The organism is Streptomyces sparsogenes, assembly GCF_001704635.1.
Lineage (GTDB): Bacteria > Actinomycetota > Actinomycetes > Streptomycetales > Streptomycetaceae > Streptomyces > Streptomyces sparsogenes.
Genome location: NZ_MAXF01000178.1, coordinates 50,707 through 66,766, shown reverse-complemented (window position 1 = coordinate 66,766; position 16,060 = coordinate 50,707). Strand labels below are relative to the sequence as shown.

Here is a 16,060-nt window from a genome sequence, read left to right as displayed (position 1 = left end):
ACGGGCCTGCGGCGCGTCACTGGTCCAGACCGGTGGCGCGCCCCGTGGTGCGACGGGCGCCGCGGTTCAGCGGGTGCCGACCGCGGCCCGTACGGCACGCCGCGCGAGGGAACAGTCGTCGTGCAGCCGGCGCAGCAGCAGACGCTGCTCCTCACCGGCCCCGATCGCGCCCGGCGTCGGCGGGGCGGGGTCGTGCATGGTGCGCTGCACGGCCGTCTCGCACTGGCGGATCTCCCGAGTCAGCACGAGCATCAGATTCACCAGGAAGGCGTCCCGCGCGTCGGGCCCCGCCGCCTGCGCCAGCTGGCTGATCTGGCGCCGCGGCCCCGGGGCGTCGCCGAGCGCCGTCCACAGGGTGGCCAGGTCGTACCCGGGCAGATACCAGCCCGCGTGGTCCCAGTCGATGAGCGCCGCCCCGGCCGGGGAGAGCAGGATGTTGTTCAGTAAGGCGTCGCCGTGGCAGAACTGCCCCTGGCTCTGCCGGCCGGAGCTGTGCGCCAGCCCCCGCAGCAGCTTCCGCAGATCGCCCATGTCGCGGTCGGTGAGCAGCCCGAGCTCGTGGTAGCGGGCCAGCCTGACCGCGTAGTCGATCGGCGCGTCGAACAGATCCGCGGGCGGCCGCCACAGATTGATCCGGCAGATGGCGCCCAGCGCGGCCCGCACATCGGCCCGCGGCGGCGGCTCGGCGGGATGGCGCTGGGACGCCGCCACCCGCCCGGGCATCCGCTCGATGACCAGGGCGCAGTTGTCGGGGTCGGCCGCGATCAGCCGGGGCACCCGGACCGGCGGACGGTGGCGCACGAACGTGCGGTACATCGCTATTTCCCGCCGGAACCGCTCGGCCCAGGCCGGGGAGTGGTCCAGCAGGCACTTGGCGACCGCTGTGGTGCGGCCGGTGGTGCCGACCAGGAGTACGGACCGCCCGCTGCGCCGGAGCACCTGGACGGGGTTGAACTCCGGACAGATGCGGTGGACCGACGCGATCGCCGTGCGCAGCTGTGCTCCTTGCGGGCCGGACATGTCGAGTCTCCCGCTCAGCGGGCCGGGGCTCGGGGCCCGCCTCGCCCGCCCGCCGGCGGCGGGATCCAGGAACGGCCCGGCGCCTGGCGGCTGCCGACGGTACGGCCGGGGCGGGGCGGACACGGAGGACGATGCCGCGTACATGGACAATACAGATCCCTTCGTGTGCCGACGAGTCGCGCGCCTCCCGGCCCCGGGGCGAGGCCGCACCCTGGGGAATGCGGCCCGTTCTCGCTGATCGCCGCCGGGCCGGGTGGCGCGGTCCTACACCACACCCACCCGCGGGTGGCACACCATCTGGCGGACCCTGGCGAACCCTGGCGAATAGTCGCACGGGCCGTGACTGGCCCGTTACTGTCAAGTCAGCCGAGAACCTGGGGGCTTGACGTGACGAGGGAACCCAACACCCGTCTCGCGGATCTGTTCGGCCTCGCCGGCTGGTCCAAGGGGGAGCTCGCGAGGCTCGTGAACCGGAAGGCGGCGGCCATGGGCCATCCGCAGCTGGCGACCGACACCTCGCGGGTGCGGCGTTGGATCGACACCGGCGAGACGCCGCGCGATCCCGTGCCCAAGGTTTTGGCCGCCCTGTTCACCGAGCGCCTCGGTCGAGTCGTGACCATCGAGGACCTCGGTTTCGCACGGCAGGGGCGCGCGGGGAAGGGGCAGTCCGGCGACGGGCTGCTCTGGGCGCCCGAGTCCACGGCTGCGGTCCTCACCGAATTCACGGGAATGGACCTTATGTTCAACCGACGCGGCTTGGTGGGTGCGGGCGCCGCGCTCGCCGCAGGATCAGCCATCACCGGTGCCATGCACGACTGGCTGCTCAGCGACCCGACGCTGGCCTCCGACGCCCCCCGTACCGACGAGCCCCTGTCCGCGGACTTCGCCGGCTTCGACCGCTACGAGGCGGCCCCGGTGGGCTCCCAGGAGATCGACGCGCTGGAACACTCGGTCGACATCTTCCGCGCCTGGGACGCCGCCCGCGGCGGGGGACTGCAGCGCAAGGCCGTGGTGGGCCAGCTCAACGAGGTGGGCGGGATGCTCGCCTACCGCCACCCCCCGGCGCTGCAGCGCCGGTTGTGGGGCGTCGCGGCCAACCTGGCCGTGCTCGCCGGCTGGATGTCACACGACGTGGGCCTGGAGCCCACCGCCCAGAAGTACTTCCTCATCGCCGCGCACGCGGCCCGTGAGGGGGGCGACCGCCCCCGGGCGGGGGAGGCGCTCTCCCGCGCCGCCCGGCAGATGGTCCACCTGGGCCGGCCGGACGACGCACTCGATCTGATGAAACTCGCCAAGTCCGGCGCGGGCCAGGAGGCGCTGCCCCGCACCCGCGCCATGTTCTGCACCATCGAGGCATGGGCGCAGGCGTCCATGGGCCATGGGCAGGCGGTGCGCCGCACCCTGGGCCAGGCCGAGGAGCTGTTCGTCTCCGACAAGGGCGACGTTCCGCCGCCGAGTTGGATGCAGCTGTTCAACGAGGCCGATCTGCACGGCATGGAGGGGCTGGTCTACCGCACCCTCGCGGAACACGAGCCCGGCGCCGCCGCGATCGCGCAGCGCCACGCCAAGGAGGGGCTGCGGATGCGGGAGGAGGGCCGCGACCGGTCGCAGATCTTCGACCACATCTCGATCGCCTCGGCGTGCTTCATCGGCGACGACCCGGAGCAGGCGGACAAGTACGCGCGCCTGGCCCTGCTGACCATCGAGCACAACTCCTCCCACCGCACCTGGGACCGGCTGCGCGAGATGTACCGGCTCACCGGCCGTTACTCCTCGCGCCCCGACATCCGGAGACTTCGCGAGGAGATCGAGCAGAAGGCACCGAAAGGGCTGGGGCCCAAGGGTGGCCCGGGTGCGAGGATCCCGGGCGGCAGAGCACCGGGCGGGGACGGGAAAACCGCCGCCGTATAGGCGTTGCGTACAGGCGCTGTCTACAGGCGTACGGCCAAGGCGCTACGGGTGCGTACAGCCGGGCGCTACGGGGCGACCCTGGCGATCAGCACACACGCGTCGTCCTCGCGCCGCTCGTCGTCGAACGCCTCCACCACGGCCCGTACGCACTCCTGTGCGCTGCGAGCGGTGGCGAACCGTGGGGCGAGCCCGAGCAGCCGCTCGGCTCCCGTGTCGCCGCCCGTGTCGGTAGCAGTGTCGGTGTTGGTGTCGGGGTGCGTGCTGAACGGCCGGAGCCCTCCGGTGTGCAGCACCAGCAGATCGCCCGGCTCCAGCCGCTCACCGGCCTGGGCGTACCGCGCGCCCGGCGTGGCGCCGAGCAGTACGCCGTCCGGGGGCTGGAGGGCGCGCCCCGTCCCGCCGCGGAAGAGCAGCGGGGCGGGGTGAGCCGCCTGGGCCCACAGGAAGGCGCGGGTGGCGGGGTCGTACCGGCCGCACACGGCGCTTCCCAGGGCGGGCCGGGCCGAGGTGTCCAGCAGTTGGTTGAGGCAGCCCATCAGGGCGCCCGGCTCCAGCCCGGCCACCGCCATGCCGCGCACCGCGCCCAGCAGCGTGGCCACGCCCGAGGTCGCGGCCACGCCGTGACCGGTGAGGTCGCCGACGCTGAGCAGGGTCCGGCCGTCGGGCAGATGGAGCGCGTCGTACCAGTCGCCGCCGATCTGCGCGCTGCTGGAGGAGGGGAAGTAGTGGGCGGCGAGGTCCAGCGTGGCCGTGGTCCCCCGGGAGGGCGGCGGGGAGCCGCGCCACACCGGCAGCACGGCCTCCTGCAGCTCGACCGCGACCCGGCGCTCGGTCCGCGCGATGTCCCGTCGGCGCCGCACTGAGTCACGGGCCTCGCGCACCGCCCGCTCGCTGCGCCGCAGCTCGCTCACATCGCGCAGCACGGCCCACATGGACGCGGTGCCGCCGTCCTCGTCGAGCACGGGCTCGCCCGACATGTGGACCGTGCGGACGACGCCGTCGGGGCGCACGACGCGGAATTCTCCGTCGATCGGCTTGCCGTCGACCAGACAGTCGGTGACCAGCGCGGTCAGGGTCGGCTGGTCCTCGGAGAAGACCCAGGAGGGAAGCTCGTCCAGGGTCAGCCCGCCGTCCTCGGGGGCCCGGCCGAAGATCTGGAACAGCTCGTCCGACCAGGTGACGGCGTCGGTGAGGAGATTCCATTCGGCGCTGCCCACCCGGCTCAGCAGCGAGCCGCGCTCCCGGGGCCCGGCGTCCGGCGCGGAGGCGGCGGCGGAGGGTGCGGCGGAGGGGGCGGAGGGGGCGTGGGCGGAGTCCGGCGGCGGGGGTGGGTCGGCGGGCAGTCCCTCGCGGAGCTGGTCCAGATGCCGGCCCAGATCGTCCAGCTGGTGGACCGCCAGGTCGCACAGCGCGCGCTGCCAGCGCTGCTGGAGGTCGTCCGTACGGTCGATGTCACCGGTGGTGTCGCGGCGGACCGCGGCCACGCCGCCCCGCAGCCGCCGGGTCTGGGAGATGAGCGCGTCGACCGTGTCCCTCGGGGGGTGGGGAGGCTGGGCTGCGGAATGGTCCGCGGAGCGGGGGGACGGCATGACGTTCTCCGATAGGGGCACGGCGCGGCCGGGTCGTGCGGAAGGGACCGGTAACGACTCTTGCACAGCGTGCGACGTCGCGTAAGCGGTTTGGCAATACCCGATCCGGTGGTGCTTTTGGCATATGCCAGTGGCTTTCCGGGGCATGTCGGGCACGACTCGGCGGAATCGACTCCTCCGGGTAGGCTGCGGCGCTCGGGATCCCGTGGTCCTCGGCGTCGATCAGCGTTCATCGCGCATATCGCGCCCGGACACCGGCAAGAATGCCGATCGACGGAAATCCCGTTGCCACCGAACCCCCCGCACCGGATGCTGACCTCATGTTCGATCCAGACATAGCGCCCAGCGGCACCCTGCTCGGCCTCCTGCAGCGAGGCCGTGGCGACGGGACCCTGCACGCCCTCGCCGCGCCGCGGGCCGAGGCGCTCGCGGCACTGCACCACTGTGTGCTGCGCGACCCCCGGCGCGACTGGCAGGTGGAAAACCGCTCCCTGTACTACGCCCGGCTCTGCCTCGACCTCGACGCCGGGCTCGACGAGATCGAACAGCACCTCTTCCACCCCGACGACCTCATCGACACCGCCGAGGAGCGCACCGGCCTCGCCCTCGCCGTCCTCGGCCACCTCGCCTCGTACGGCCGCGAGGACGCCCTCCGCCTGCTCCGCCGCTACGCGGCCACCGGCGGCAACTGGCAGTGGGCGCTCGACGAGCTGGCCCTGCGCGACGACGACACCGGGCTGCGCGCCCTCGCCCCCGCCGTCCTCGGCCGCTTCCCCCGGACCCCCGAAGGCGACGCCGAACTCGCCGCCGCCGTGCGCGGCGCCTATGAACCCCGGCCCTGGCGACTGTGGGCGGACGACCCGCGCCACGGGTCCCGCGTGCGCGCCGCCCAGGAACACGGATCCTTCGACCGCTGGCAGCGCCAGCTGCGGCCCTCGGGCCCGCGCCCCGGCTGGAGCGTCCACGACGTGCTGGTGTGGGCCCAGCAGGAGGACGACCTGCGGCCCGGTGCCCGCCGCCCCGAGGCCGCCGCCCGCTGCCTGGCCGCCGTCGCCGGCCCCGAGGACCGGCCCGAACTGCTCGCCGCCGCGGCCGCCGCCCCCGACGCGGCCCGGGCCGCGGCGCTGCGGCACCTCGCGGAGACCGGCGACCCGGAGGTGCTCGACCTGATCGAAGCGGCCGCCACCGACCCCTCCGCCTCCGAACTGGTCTCCCAGGGCGCCCTCGCCGCCTTCGAGCGCATGCGCAGCGTCGCCGCCCTCGACCGGGCCCGGCTCTGGGCCACCCGCCCCGACGCCCTCGGCGCCGCGGCCGCCGCCATGCTCGCCTGCCGGGGCGGCCACTACGACGCGCCCCTCGTGCTCTCCGCCCTGCGCGCCACGGTGCGGGGCGAAGGCCCCGACGCCCAGGCCCTGTGGACCCTCGTCGACGGCGCCGGACGCCTGAGAATCGCCTGCGCCGCGCCCGTGCTGCGCCACATCTACCGCGAGACCGCCTCCTCCCACCTCCGCGGCCGCGCCGCGCGCGCCCTGGCCGCCACCGATCCGTCCTTCGGCGCGGGCTTCGCCGTCGAGTGCCTCTGGGACTGCGAGGAGAGCACCCGCGAACTGGCCGCCCGGCACGCCGCCACCGCCGACGACCGCGTCGTCGAGCAACTCCGCAGACTCGCCGCCGACCCGGCGGAGGAGGCGGAGGTCCAAACAGCCGTCCGCAGCCGCTTCGGCCCCGACGCGACATCGGTCTGACCCCGGAGGCCCTGCGCCTCGGCCGCCCGGCCCGAGAGAGCGAACGGCTTGCGTACGTCCGTACGCGTCGGCCCCGCCTCCAGCCGCCCGGCCCCGGCCGCCCGGCCCCGGCACCGAGGACCACGGCGCCGACCCCTGAGGTGCACGCCGCCGACCTCCAGCCGTGAGAGGCGCGCCGCCCGCCCGGCCCGAGTCGCCGGTTCCGAGGCCCGAACCGCAGACCCCGCCCGCGCCGCCGGTTCCGAGGCCCGAACCGCAGACCCCGACCGAGCCCCCGGCATCGAGGGCCACCCGTCGCCCCGCTCGAGTCGCCGGTCGTGAGGCCGGAGCCGCCGACCCCGTCGTGGGGTACGCCGCCGGCTCAGGCCGAGCCGAGCTGCCGACTCCGAGGGCCACGCCGTCGCTCCCCGGCCGTGAGGCCGGAGCCCCCGGCGCCCGGCCGGGCCGGCGGGCCCGGGGGCGAACGCTCATGGGACGTTCCACGGGGCGAAAGCTGGGCGACGCCGGGGCCACCCCTCGCGCGCCGAGAACACCCGTATGCGTGTCGCCATCGTCACCGAATCCTTCCCGCCCGACGTCAACGGGGTGGCCCACTGCGCCCTGCAGACCGCCCGGCACCTGCACCGGCGCGGCCACCATCCGCTCGTCATCGCGCCCGCCGGGCCGGGCGAGGGGCCGGCGGATCCCGACGCCTCCCGCCCCTATCCCGTCCTGCGCATCCCGTCCCTGCCCCTGCCCGGCTACCCCCAGGTGCGCGTCGCCCTCCCCAGCAGGCGGCTCGCCGCCGCGCTCAGCGCGCACCGGCCCGACGTGGTGCACCTCGCCGGCCCCTTCGTCCTCGGCGCCCGCGGCATGACCGCCGCGCTGCGGCTGCGGATCCCCGCCGTCGCCGTTTACCAGACCGACCTGGGCGGCTACGCCCGTACGTACTTCGGCGCCGGCGAGAACGCCGCCTGGCGGCGGATACGCGCCGTGCACACCGCCGCGGACCGCACCCTCGCGCCGTCCACCGCCGCCGCCCGCGACCTCGACGACCACGGGGTGCCGCGGGTGCGGCTGTGGCCGCGCGGTGTGGACGCCGAGCGCTTCACCCCCGAGCGCCGCGACACCGCGCTGCGCCGGACCCTGGCCCCCGGCGGCGAGCTGATCGTGGGCTACGTCGGCCGGCTCGCGCCCGAGAAGAACGTCGAGCTCCTCGCCCCCGTCTGCGCGCTCCCCGGCGTCCGGGTGGTCGTCGTCGGGGACGGTCCCAGCGAGCCGGCGCTGCGCGCCGCGCTGCCCGGGGCCCGCTTCCTGGGCCGGCGCACCGGCGACGAGCTGGCGCGCGTCTTCGCGTCCCTCGACGTCTTCGCGCACACCGGCCCGCAGGAGACCTTCTGCCAGACGGTGCAGGAGGCCCAGGCCAGCGGCGTCCCCGTGATCGCCCCCGCGGCCGGCGGCCCGCTCGACCTGGTGGACCACGGGCGCACCGGGCTCCTGGTGCCGCCCAGGGACGCGGCCGCCGTCGCCGGCGCCGTGTCCCTCCTGGCGGCCGACCCGCGGCTGCGTTCGGCACTCGGCCCCGCGGGGCGGGAGGCGGTCCGGGGCCGCACCTGGGAGGCGGTCGGGGACCAGCTGATCACCCACTACACCGAGGTCCTCGCGGCCCGCACGGCGGTGGCCGCGTGAGCGCCGCGCCGCCGCCCGGCACGGGAGCGGGCGCGGGCGTGCCGGCCCAGGGCCCGGACGGCCCGCGCGCGCCCCTGCGGATCGTCAGACTCGCCAACTTCGTCACCCCCTCCTCCGGCGGGCTGCGCACCGCGCTGCGCGAACTCGGCTCGGGCTACCGGGCGGCCGGGCACGAGCCCGTCCTGGTCGTGCCGGGCGCCCACGCCTCGGACCAGCTCACCCCGCAGGGGCGGGTGATCACCGTCCCGGGGCCGCGGGTGCCCGGCACCGGCGGCTACCGCGTGCTGACCGACCGCCGACGGCTGACCCGGCTGCTGGACGGGCTCGCGCCCGACCGGCTCGAGGTGTCCGACCGGACCACCCTGCGGTGGACGGGGGAGTGGGCGCGCCGCGCCCGTGTGCCCTCCGTAATGGTCTCCCACGAGAGCGCCGACGGCGTGCTGCGCGCCTGGGGCGTCCCCGAAGCCGCCGCCCGGCGGGCCGCCGACCGGCTGAACCTGCGCAGCGCGCGGGCGTATTCGCGCGTCGTCTGCACCACCGAGTGGGCGGCGCGCGAGTTTGTACGGATCGGCGCGCGCAATGTCGTACGCGCCCCCTTGGGCGTGGACCTGGACCACTTCCACCCGGCCCACCGCGACCCGGCGCTGCGCGACCGGCACCGGGGCGGGGCCGCGGTGCTCCTCGTGATGTGCTCGCGGCTGTCGCCGGAGAAGCGGCCGGGCCGCGCGCTCGACGCGCTCGCCGAGCTGGGCCGCCGGGGCGTCCGCGCGGCCCTCGTGGTCGCGGGCGACGGCCCGCTGCGCCCCCGCCTGACGGCCCGCGCCCGCGCGGAGCGGCTCCCGGCCGCGTTCCTGGGCCATGTGGCCGACCGCGGCGCGCTCGCGGCGCTCCAGGCGAGCGCGGACGCGGTGCTGGCCCCGGGGCCCGCCGAGACCTTCGGACTGGCCGCGCTGGAGGCGCTGGCCTGCGGCACACCCGTCGTCGTCAGTGAACTGTCCGCCCTCCCGGCCATCGTCGGCCCCGCGGGCGCGACGGCGGCCGACCACGGGGCGGCGTTCGCGGACGCCGTCGAACACGTCCTGTCCCGCCCCGAGCCCGCCCGCCGCGCCACGGCCCGCGCCCGCGCCGAACGCTACGGGTGGCCCGCGGCGGTGGCGGCGTTCCTCGCCGCCCACGACGCGCCGCCGGTCGGCGGCGCGGTGTCCGGCCACGCCGCCCCCGCCGAAGGGGTGACAATGGCGGGGTGACGGCAGGACGCTGGGAGTTCTGGATCGACCGCGGCGGGACCTTCACGGACGTCGTGGGCAAGCGCCCGGACGGGCGCCTCGTGACCCGCAAGCTGCTGTCGCACCACCCCGAGCGGTACCGGGACGCCGCCGTCGCCGGCATCCGGCTGACGCTCGGGCTGGGACTCGACGAGCCCATCCCGGCCGACCGGATCGCGGTCGTCAAGATGGGCACCACCGTGGCCACCAACGCCCTGCTGGAGCGCACGGGCGAGCCGACCGTCCTGGTCGTCACCGAGGGTTTCCGGGACGCGCTGCGCATCGCCTACCAGAACCGCCCGCGCCTGTTCGACCGGCGGATCGTGCTGCCCGAGGCGCTGTACGAGCGGGTCGTGGAGGTGCCCGAGCGGGTCGACGCGCACGGCGGTGTCGTACGCGAGCCGGACCTGGAGGCCACCGCGGACGCGCTGCGCGCGGCCCACCGGGACGGCTTCCGCAGCGTGGCCGTCGTGCTGCTGCACGGCTACCGCCACGCCGCGCACGAGCAGGCGGTCGAGGCGGTGGCCCACGAGCTGGGCTTCCCACAGATCAGCTGCTCACACGAGGTGAGCCCGCTGATGAAGCTGGTGCCGCGCGGGGACACCACCGTCGTGGACGCGTATCTCTCCCCGATCCTGCGCCGCTACGTCGAGGACGTGGCCGCCGAGCTGCGCGGCGTCCGGCTGATGTTCATGCAGTCCAACGGCGGGTTGCGGGAGGCCTCGCACTTCCGGGGCAAGGACGCGGTGCTGTCCGGGCCCGCGGGCGGGGTGGTCGGCATGGCGCGCGCCTCCGGGGAGGCCGGCCACCACCGGGTCATCGGCTTCGACATGGGCGGCACCTCGACCGATGTGTCGCACTACGCGGGCGAGTTCGAGCGGGCCTTCGGCACCGAGGTGGCGGGGGTGCGGATGCGCGCGCCGATGATGAACATCCACACCGTCGCGGCCGGCGGCGGCTCGGTGCTCCACTTCGACGGGCGGCGCTACCGCGTGGGGCCCGACTCCGCCGGGGCCGTCCCGGGCCCGGCCTGCTACCGGCGCGGCGGCCCGCTGACCGTGACCGACGCGAACGTGATGCTGGGCCGGATCCAGCCTGGACACTTCCCGGCGGTCTTCGGCCCCGGCGGCGACCGGCCCCTGGACGCGGAGACGGTGCGCGCCCGCTTCGCCGCGCTCGCCGGTGAGATCGCGGCGGCCACGGGCGACCGGCGCGGACCGGAGGAGGTCGCGGCGGGTTTCCTGGACATCGCGGTCCTGGGCATGGCCAACGCCGTCAAGAAGATCTCCGTGCAGCGCGGCCACGACATCACCCGCTACGCGCTCACCAGCTTCGGCGGGGCGGGCGGCCAGCACGCGTGCGCGGTCGCCGACGCCCTCGGTGTGAACACCGTGATCGTGCCACCGCTGGCGGGGGTGCTCTCCGCGTACGGCATCGGCGTGGCCGACGCCACCGCCATGCGCGAGCAGGCCGTCGAGACCGAGCTGAGCGACGCCACGCTGCCGCGCGTGCGGGAGATGTGCGCGGAGCTGGAGACGCGGACGCGCGCCGAGCTGCGCGCGGACGGTATCCCCGACGAGACCGTCACCACCTCGGCCCGGGTCCATCTGCGGTACGCGGGCACCGACTCCGCCCTCCCCGTCCCGCTGGACACCGCCGGGGCGATGGCCGAGGAGTTCGTCCGGGCGCACCGCGCGCGCTACGCCTTCACCATGGACAAGCCGCTCGTCGCCGAGGCGGTGTCGGTGGAGGCCGTGGGCGCGGCGGGCCCCACGGCCCCGGTGGCCGGGCCCCCGGGCGGCGGGCCGCCGCGCGCGGGGGAGCCGCGCCCGGCGGACACCGTGCGGATGTTCGCCGAGGACGCCTGGCGGGACGTCCCCCTGTACCAGCGCGCCGGCCTGCGTCCGGGGGACGCCGTCGGCGGGCCGGCGATCATCGCCGAGGAGGACGCCACCACCGTCGTCGACCCCGGCTGGCGGGCCGCCGCCGAAGAGCGCGGCCACCTGCTGATCACCCGGGCGCGGCCACGGCCGCGCACGGTGGCCGTCGGCACCGAGGTCGACCCGGTGATGCTGGAGGTGTTCAACAGCCTCTTCATGGCGATCGCCGAGCAGATGGGCCTGCGCCTGGAGAACACCGCCCACTCCGTGAACATCAAGGAGCGGCTGGACTTCTCCTGCGCCCTCTTCGACGCCGAGGGGAACCTGATCGCCAACGCCCCGCACATCCCGGTGCACCTGGGGTCCATGGGGGAGTCCATCAAGGAGGTGCTGCGGCGCGACGGGGACGCGATGCGGCCCGGCGATGTGTACGCCGTCAACGACCCGTACCACGGCGGCACCCACCTGCCGGACGTCACCGTCGTCACCCCGGTCTTCGACGAGCCGGGCGCCGAACTGCTGTTCCTCGTGGCCTCGCGCGGCCACCACGCCGAGATCGGCGGCATCACCCCCGGCTCGATGCCCGCCTTCAGCCGCCGGATCGAGGAGGAGGGGGTGCTCTTCGACAACTGGCTGCTGGTCCGGGACGGCCGGCTGCGCGAGGAGGAGACCCGCGAGCTGCTGACCTCGGGCCCGTACCCCTCGCGCGCCCCCGACGCCAACCTCGCCGACCTGCGGGCCCAGATCGCCGCCAACGAGAAGGGCATCCACGAACTCCGCCGGATGATCGGGCAGTTCGGCCTGGACGTCGTGCACGCCTACATGGGCCATGTGCAGGACAACGCCGAGGAATCCGTGCGCCGCGTCGTCGGGCGGCTGGGGGACGGCTCGTACCGCTACGAGACGGACAGCGGCGCGGTCATCCAGGTCGCCGTGCGGGTGGACCGGGAGGCGCGCGCGGCCGTGCTGGACTTCGCCGGCACCTCACCGCAGCAGCCGGGCAACGCCAACGCGCCCAGCTCGGTGGTGATGGCGGCGGTGCTCTACGTCTTCCGGACGCTCGTGGCGGAGGACATCCCGCTCAACAGCGGCTGCCTCAAGCCCCTGCGGGTCCGCATCCCCGAGGGCTCGATGCTCGCGCCCGTCTTCCCGGCCGCCACGGTCGCGGGCAACGTGGAGACCTCACAGGCCGTCACCGGCGCGCTGTACGCGGCGCTGCGGGTCCAGGCCGAGGGCTCCGGCACGATGAACAACGTGACCTTCGGCAACGACCGCGTGCAGTACTACGAGACCGTCGCGGGCGGCTCGGGCGCCGGCGAGGGCTTCGACGGCGCGGACGTCGTGCAGACCCACATGACCAACTCCCGGCTGACCGACCCCGAGGTGCTGGAGTGGCGCTATCCGGTGCGCGTGGACGCCTTCGAGGTGCGGCACGGCAGCGGCGGCCGCGGCCGCTGGCGGGGCGGCCACGGCGCCACCCGGCGCATCCGCTTCCTGGAGCCGATGACCGTGGCGCTGCTCACCGGCCACCGGAGGGTGCCGCCGTACGGCATGGCGGGCGGCGAGCCGGGCGCCCGCGGGGTGAACCTGGTCGAGCGCGCCGACGGCACCGTGGAGCGGCTCGGCGGCTGCGACGCGACGGAGGTCGGGGCGGGGGACGTGCTCGTCGTCCACACGCCGGGAGGCGGCGGCTACGGGCCGCCGCCCGCCTGAGCGCCCCGCGCTGACGCCCTGTCAGCGCCGTTTGGCCCGCCGCCCGATGTTCGTCACCCCTGAGGCCGTTTGCGGTCGCGGTGGTGGGAAACCCGCCACACGTCAAGCCCGCAGAGCCCGCCCGCGGCGGCGCCGACCTTCCGCCCCGACCGCACGAAGCACGCGTGAGCACGCGTCCGGGGCGCGGAGAGCGAGACCGGCGCGCACCAGTGCCGCGGCCGGGCCGGGAGCGGGACCCAGTACGGCGATCAATAGCTAAGGAGCGGCCATGGAGTGGTGGCGGCACGCCGCGTGCGTGGACGAGGACCCGGAGCTGTTCTTCCCCGTGGGCGTGGCCGGCCCGGCGGCCCAGGAGCAGCAGGCGCGGGCCAAGGAGGTCTGCGCCCGCTGCCCGGTGAGCGGCGAGTGCCTGGAGTACGCGCTGGGCGTGGGGGTGACCCACGGCGTGTGGGGCGGCACGAACGAGGAGGAGCGCCGGGCGCTGAACCGCCGCGCCCGGCGCCATGCGCGTCAGGCGTCGAGCGGCAGCCGCAGCGAGGAGCGGTCGGCGTCCCACGCCGCGAGCAGGTGGTCCGACCAGCGCGCCTCGAGGTAGTTGGTGGCCTGGACACCGAAGGCGACGGCCGCGGCCTGCTCCGGTTCGCGGTCGAGGAGGTCGCCGATCACGCAGCGGCGCATCAGCTGCTCGTGCACCGCGTCGGCCTCGATGTGCTCGGTGAAGAAGTGGACGCACCGGGGCTCGGCGCCCAGCCGCTCCAGAGCCCGGGCCAGCCGCTGTGAACCGGGCGACGAGGTGATCTCCAGGACGGCGAAGTGCCCGGCCATGGCGCCGCGCAGCGAGCGGTGCAGGCCCAGCAGCGACATCAGGTTCACGGTGGCGAGCGTCGGGGCGGGCGCGTGGTCCACATAGCGGCCGTAGGCCGGGTCAAGACCGGCGCCGGCCATGAGGTCGGCGAAGAGCCGGGCGTGCACCCGGTCGCCGTGTCCCGCCCCGAACTCGTCGAACTCCACCGCCACCAGTGAGGCCTTGGCCTGTCCCGTCAGCCGGGGGATCAACCACGCCTGCGGATCGGCCTCTTTGAGCTGGTAGAGCGAGCGGTGGACCAGGTACTCCCGCATCCGCTCCCAGGTGCCGTGGCTCTTCAGGCGGTGGCTGACGCCCCGCGCGCCCAGCGGCTCGACCAGCAGCGCGTCCAGATCGCCGGTCACGTCCGTACCGCCCGGCACCGCCTCGCGCAGCGCGGCCAGGAAGCGGTCCTCCAGCACCCCGCGCAGCCGCAGCAGATCCGGCTGCCACTCCCAGCTCTCCGCGACCCCCGCGAACCCCCGGTAGTGCAGCTCGTAGCAGACGTACAGCGCGAGCTGGGCGTCCTCGCCCAGCGGGTCGGCGGCGCGGGCCCGGTCCAGCGGCAGCGCCGCGTGCTCCGGGGGCGGGGCCTGGGTCAGCGCGTCGCGTACGGCGGCGGAGACCGGGCCGCGGGCCTCGGGCAGCGGCGGCCCCGCCGGGGGCGCGTCGGCACGTGCGCCGGTGGAGGTGCGGTCGGCACCGACGGTCACCGCCGATCACCTCCGGGGGCGCTGTCGGGCCCGGAGGCGTCCGGCTCGGGGGCGCCCGGCTCCGGGGCATCGGGTCCGGGGGTGTCGGGTTCGGGAGCGGCCGGGTCGGGCACGTCGTCGCACCGCTCCAGCGGGCGCACCGCGGGGCCCTGCAGCACGCTTCCGTCCGAGGCGAACCGGGACCCGTGGCACGGGCACTCCCAGGCCCGCTCGGCGTCGTTGAACCGCACCAGGCACCCCAGGTGGGTGCAGCGCGCGGACACCGTGTGCAGGGTGCCCTCCTCGTCGCGGTGGACGGCGCGCTGCCGGCCGCCGACGCGTACCACCGCCCCGCCGCCCGGCGGGATGTCCCGCACCGAGCCGGCGCCCGCGCCCGAGAGCCGGTCGCCGATGAAGTGGCGGGCGACGTGGGCCTGCAGCCCCAGCAGCGCCGGGGTCTCGCGCAGCGGGTTCAGCCGCACCGGGTCGTACAGGTCGGCCCACTCCGGCGGCTCCCCGGTGATCCGCCCGGCCAGCAGGCGTCCGGCGAGCACTCCGCCGGTCATGCCCCACCCGGCGAAACCGGTCGCCACATACGCGTGGTGCGCGGCCGGGTGCAGCCGCCCCACGAACGGCACGTGGTCGGTGGTCCAGTTGTCCTGCGCCGCCCAGCGGAAGGCGGGCTCGGCCCCGGGGAAGCGCCGCCGGGTCCAGGAGATCAGCCGCTCGTAGCGGCCGCTGACATGGCCCACGCCGGGCGTGAACTTCTCCCCGGTGACGATCAGCAGCCGCCGCCCGTGGTCGTACGGCGCGGTGCGGACCGAGCGGGTGTCGTCCTCGGGCGTGATGTACATGCCCAGCGGATCGCGGTCCGCCGGGAGCACCGCCGCGACGACCAGCTCCCGCCGCGGCTCCAGCCGGGCGAACAGCAGCGAGCGGTCGAAGATCGGGTAGTGGGTGGCGACCACGACGTCCCGGGCGCGGATCGACGCCCCCCGGTCCGTGCTCAGCCGGCACGGATCGCCCTCCTTGAGGCCCACCACCCGGGAGTTCTCGAAGACCCGGCCGCCGCGCGCGACCAGGTCCCGGACGAGCGCCAGCAGATATTTCCGGGGGTGGAACTGCGCCTGCCCGCTCACCTTGACCGCGCCCGCCACGGGGAACGGCAGATCCGTCTCGGTGACGAACGAGGCGTCCAGGCCGGCCTCCGCGGCCGCCTCCGCCTCGCTCCGCACCGCCCGCAAGGTCTCCTCGGACTCGGCGTAGGTGTACGCCGGGACGTCCTCGAGATCGCACTCGATGCCCAGCTCGGCGACCACCTCGACGACCCGGTCCAGCGCGTCGGCCTGGGACCTGGCGTACACCCGGGCCGCCTCCTCGCCGCGCGAGGAGCGGATGTCCTGGTAGGCGAGGCCCTGCAGGGCGGAGAGCTTGGCGGTGGTGTGGCCGCTCACCGCGGCGGCCACCCGCCCGGCCTCCACCAGCGCGACCTGGCGTCCGGCGCGGGCCAGCTCCCACGCCGTGCAGATGCCCGCGATCCCGCCGCCGACCACGGCGACGTCGACGTCCGGTCCGGCGAGCCCGGGGCCGGGCTCCAGGGTGGGGTACTCGGGTCCTGGCGCCGACTCCATCCAGTAGGACGAGGGCGCGAACCCGGTGGGAAGACTCGTCATCGGCAACTCCTCTCCCGTCCGCGAGTGCCCCCCATCGCCCGCCTCGATCACCTTTTCGCG

The 16,060-nt window shown here is 75.6% G+C and carries 10 protein-coding genes; 6 read left to right on the top strand and 4 right to left on the bottom strand.

Features of this window, described 5'->3' with window-relative positions; all coding sequences use genetic code 11:
• Positions 1–66 precede the first annotated feature (66 nt).
• A complete protein-coding gene (locus tag BBH68_RS33260) occupies positions 67–1,164 on the bottom strand; it encodes an aminoglycoside phosphotransferase family protein (RefSeq protein ID WP_076971268.1) in 1,098 nt (365 codons plus the stop codon).
• Between the two features lie 243 nt (positions 1,165–1,407).
• On the opposite strand from BBH68_RS33260, the gene BBH68_RS33255 reads away from it, so the two are divergent.
• The gene (locus BBH68_RS33255; protein WP_065967482.1) at positions 1,408–2,931 is read left to right on the top strand and encodes a DNA-binding protein NsdB; all 1,524 of its coding nucleotides are present in this window, start codon (positions 1,408–1,410) and stop codon (positions 2,929–2,931) included.
• 65 nt (positions 2,932–2,996) lie between these two features.
• Here the strand turns inward: BBH68_RS33255 and BBH68_RS33250 are convergent, their stop codons facing one another.
• Entirely contained in the window at positions 2,997–4,520 is a 1,524-nt protein-coding gene (locus tag BBH68_RS33250; protein WP_065967481.1) for a PP2C family protein-serine/threonine phosphatase, read from the bottom strand.
• A 320-nt stretch (positions 4,521–4,840) separates the two neighbouring features.
• On the opposite strand from BBH68_RS33250, the gene BBH68_RS33245 reads away from it, so the two are divergent.
• The 5 genes from BBH68_RS33245 (at position 4,841) to BBH68_RS33225 (ending at position 13,386) form a co-directional block, all read left to right on the top strand.
• Positions 4,841–6,265 carry a hypothetical protein gene (locus BBH68_RS33245; RefSeq protein ID WP_065967480.1) on the top strand — a complete coding sequence of 475 codons (1,425 nt, stop codon included), beginning with the start codon at positions 4,841–4,843 and terminating at the stop codon, positions 6,263–6,265.
• Between the two features lie 537 nt (positions 6,266–6,802).
• A complete protein-coding gene (locus tag BBH68_RS33240; RefSeq protein ID WP_065967479.1) occupies positions 6,803–7,933 on the top strand; it encodes a glycosyltransferase family 4 protein in 1,131 nt (376 codons plus the stop codon).
• Positions 7,934–7,971: 38 nt separating this feature from the next.
• Positions 7,972–9,180, top strand: a complete 1,209-nt coding sequence (locus BBH68_RS33235) for a glycosyltransferase (protein ID WP_065967478.1) — start codon at positions 7,972–7,974, stop codon at positions 9,178–9,180.
• Positions 9,177–12,791 (top strand): hydantoinase B/oxoprolinase family protein, encoded by a 3,615-nt coding sequence (locus tag BBH68_RS33230; protein ID WP_065967477.1) that lies wholly within the window; start codon positions 9,177–9,179, stop codon positions 12,789–12,791. Before BBH68_RS33235 ends, BBH68_RS33230 begins: the two co-directional genes overlap by 4 nt.
• Before the next feature lie 268 nt (positions 12,792–13,059).
• A complete protein-coding gene (locus BBH68_RS33225) occupies positions 13,060–13,386 on the top strand; it encodes a WhiB family transcriptional regulator (RefSeq protein WP_065967476.1) in 327 nt (108 codons plus the stop codon).
• Here BBH68_RS33225 and BBH68_RS33220 read toward each other — a convergent pair.
• Together BBH68_RS33220 and BBH68_RS33215 are read right to left on the bottom strand one after the other, a co-directional pair.
• Positions 13,302–14,348: an iron-containing redox enzyme family protein gene (locus BBH68_RS33220; RefSeq protein WP_065967475.1), complete on the bottom strand. Its 1,047-nt coding sequence runs from the start codon at positions 14,346–14,348 to the stop codon at positions 13,302–13,304. The genes BBH68_RS33225 and BBH68_RS33220 overlap by 85 nt on opposite strands.
• Positions 14,345–16,000, bottom strand: a complete 1,656-nt coding sequence (locus BBH68_RS33215) for an FAD-dependent oxidoreductase (protein WP_065967474.1) — start codon at positions 15,998–16,000, stop codon at positions 14,345–14,347. The genes BBH68_RS33220 and BBH68_RS33215 overlap by 4 nt, the downstream gene beginning before the upstream one ends.
• Between the last annotated feature and the right edge of the window lie 60 nt (positions 16,001–16,060).

Excerpts from the sequence above, each read along its gene's own strand:
- BBH68_RS33260 (WP_076971268.1), bottom strand. The coding sequence starts at position 1,164 with ATGTACGCGGCATCGTCCTCCGTGTCCGCCCCGCCCCGGCCGTACCGT.
- BBH68_RS33250 (WP_065967481.1), bottom strand. The coding sequence starts at position 4,520 with ATGCCGTCCCCCCGCTCCGCGGACCATTCCGCAGCCCAGCCTCCCCAC.
- BBH68_RS33245 (WP_065967480.1), top strand. The coding sequence starts at position 4,841 with ATGTTCGATCCAGACATAGCGCCCAGCGGCACCCTGCTCGGCCTCCTG.
- BBH68_RS33240 (WP_065967479.1), top strand. The coding sequence starts at position 6,803 with ATGCGTGTCGCCATCGTCACCGAATCCTTCCCGCCCGACGTCAACGGG.
- BBH68_RS33225 (WP_065967476.1), top strand. The coding sequence starts at position 13,060 with ATGGAGTGGTGGCGGCACGCCGCGTGCGTGGACGAGGACCCGGAGCTG.
- BBH68_RS33215 (WP_065967474.1), bottom strand. The coding sequence starts at position 16,000 with ATGACGAGTCTTCCCACCGGGTTCGCGCCCTCGTCCTACTGGATGGAG.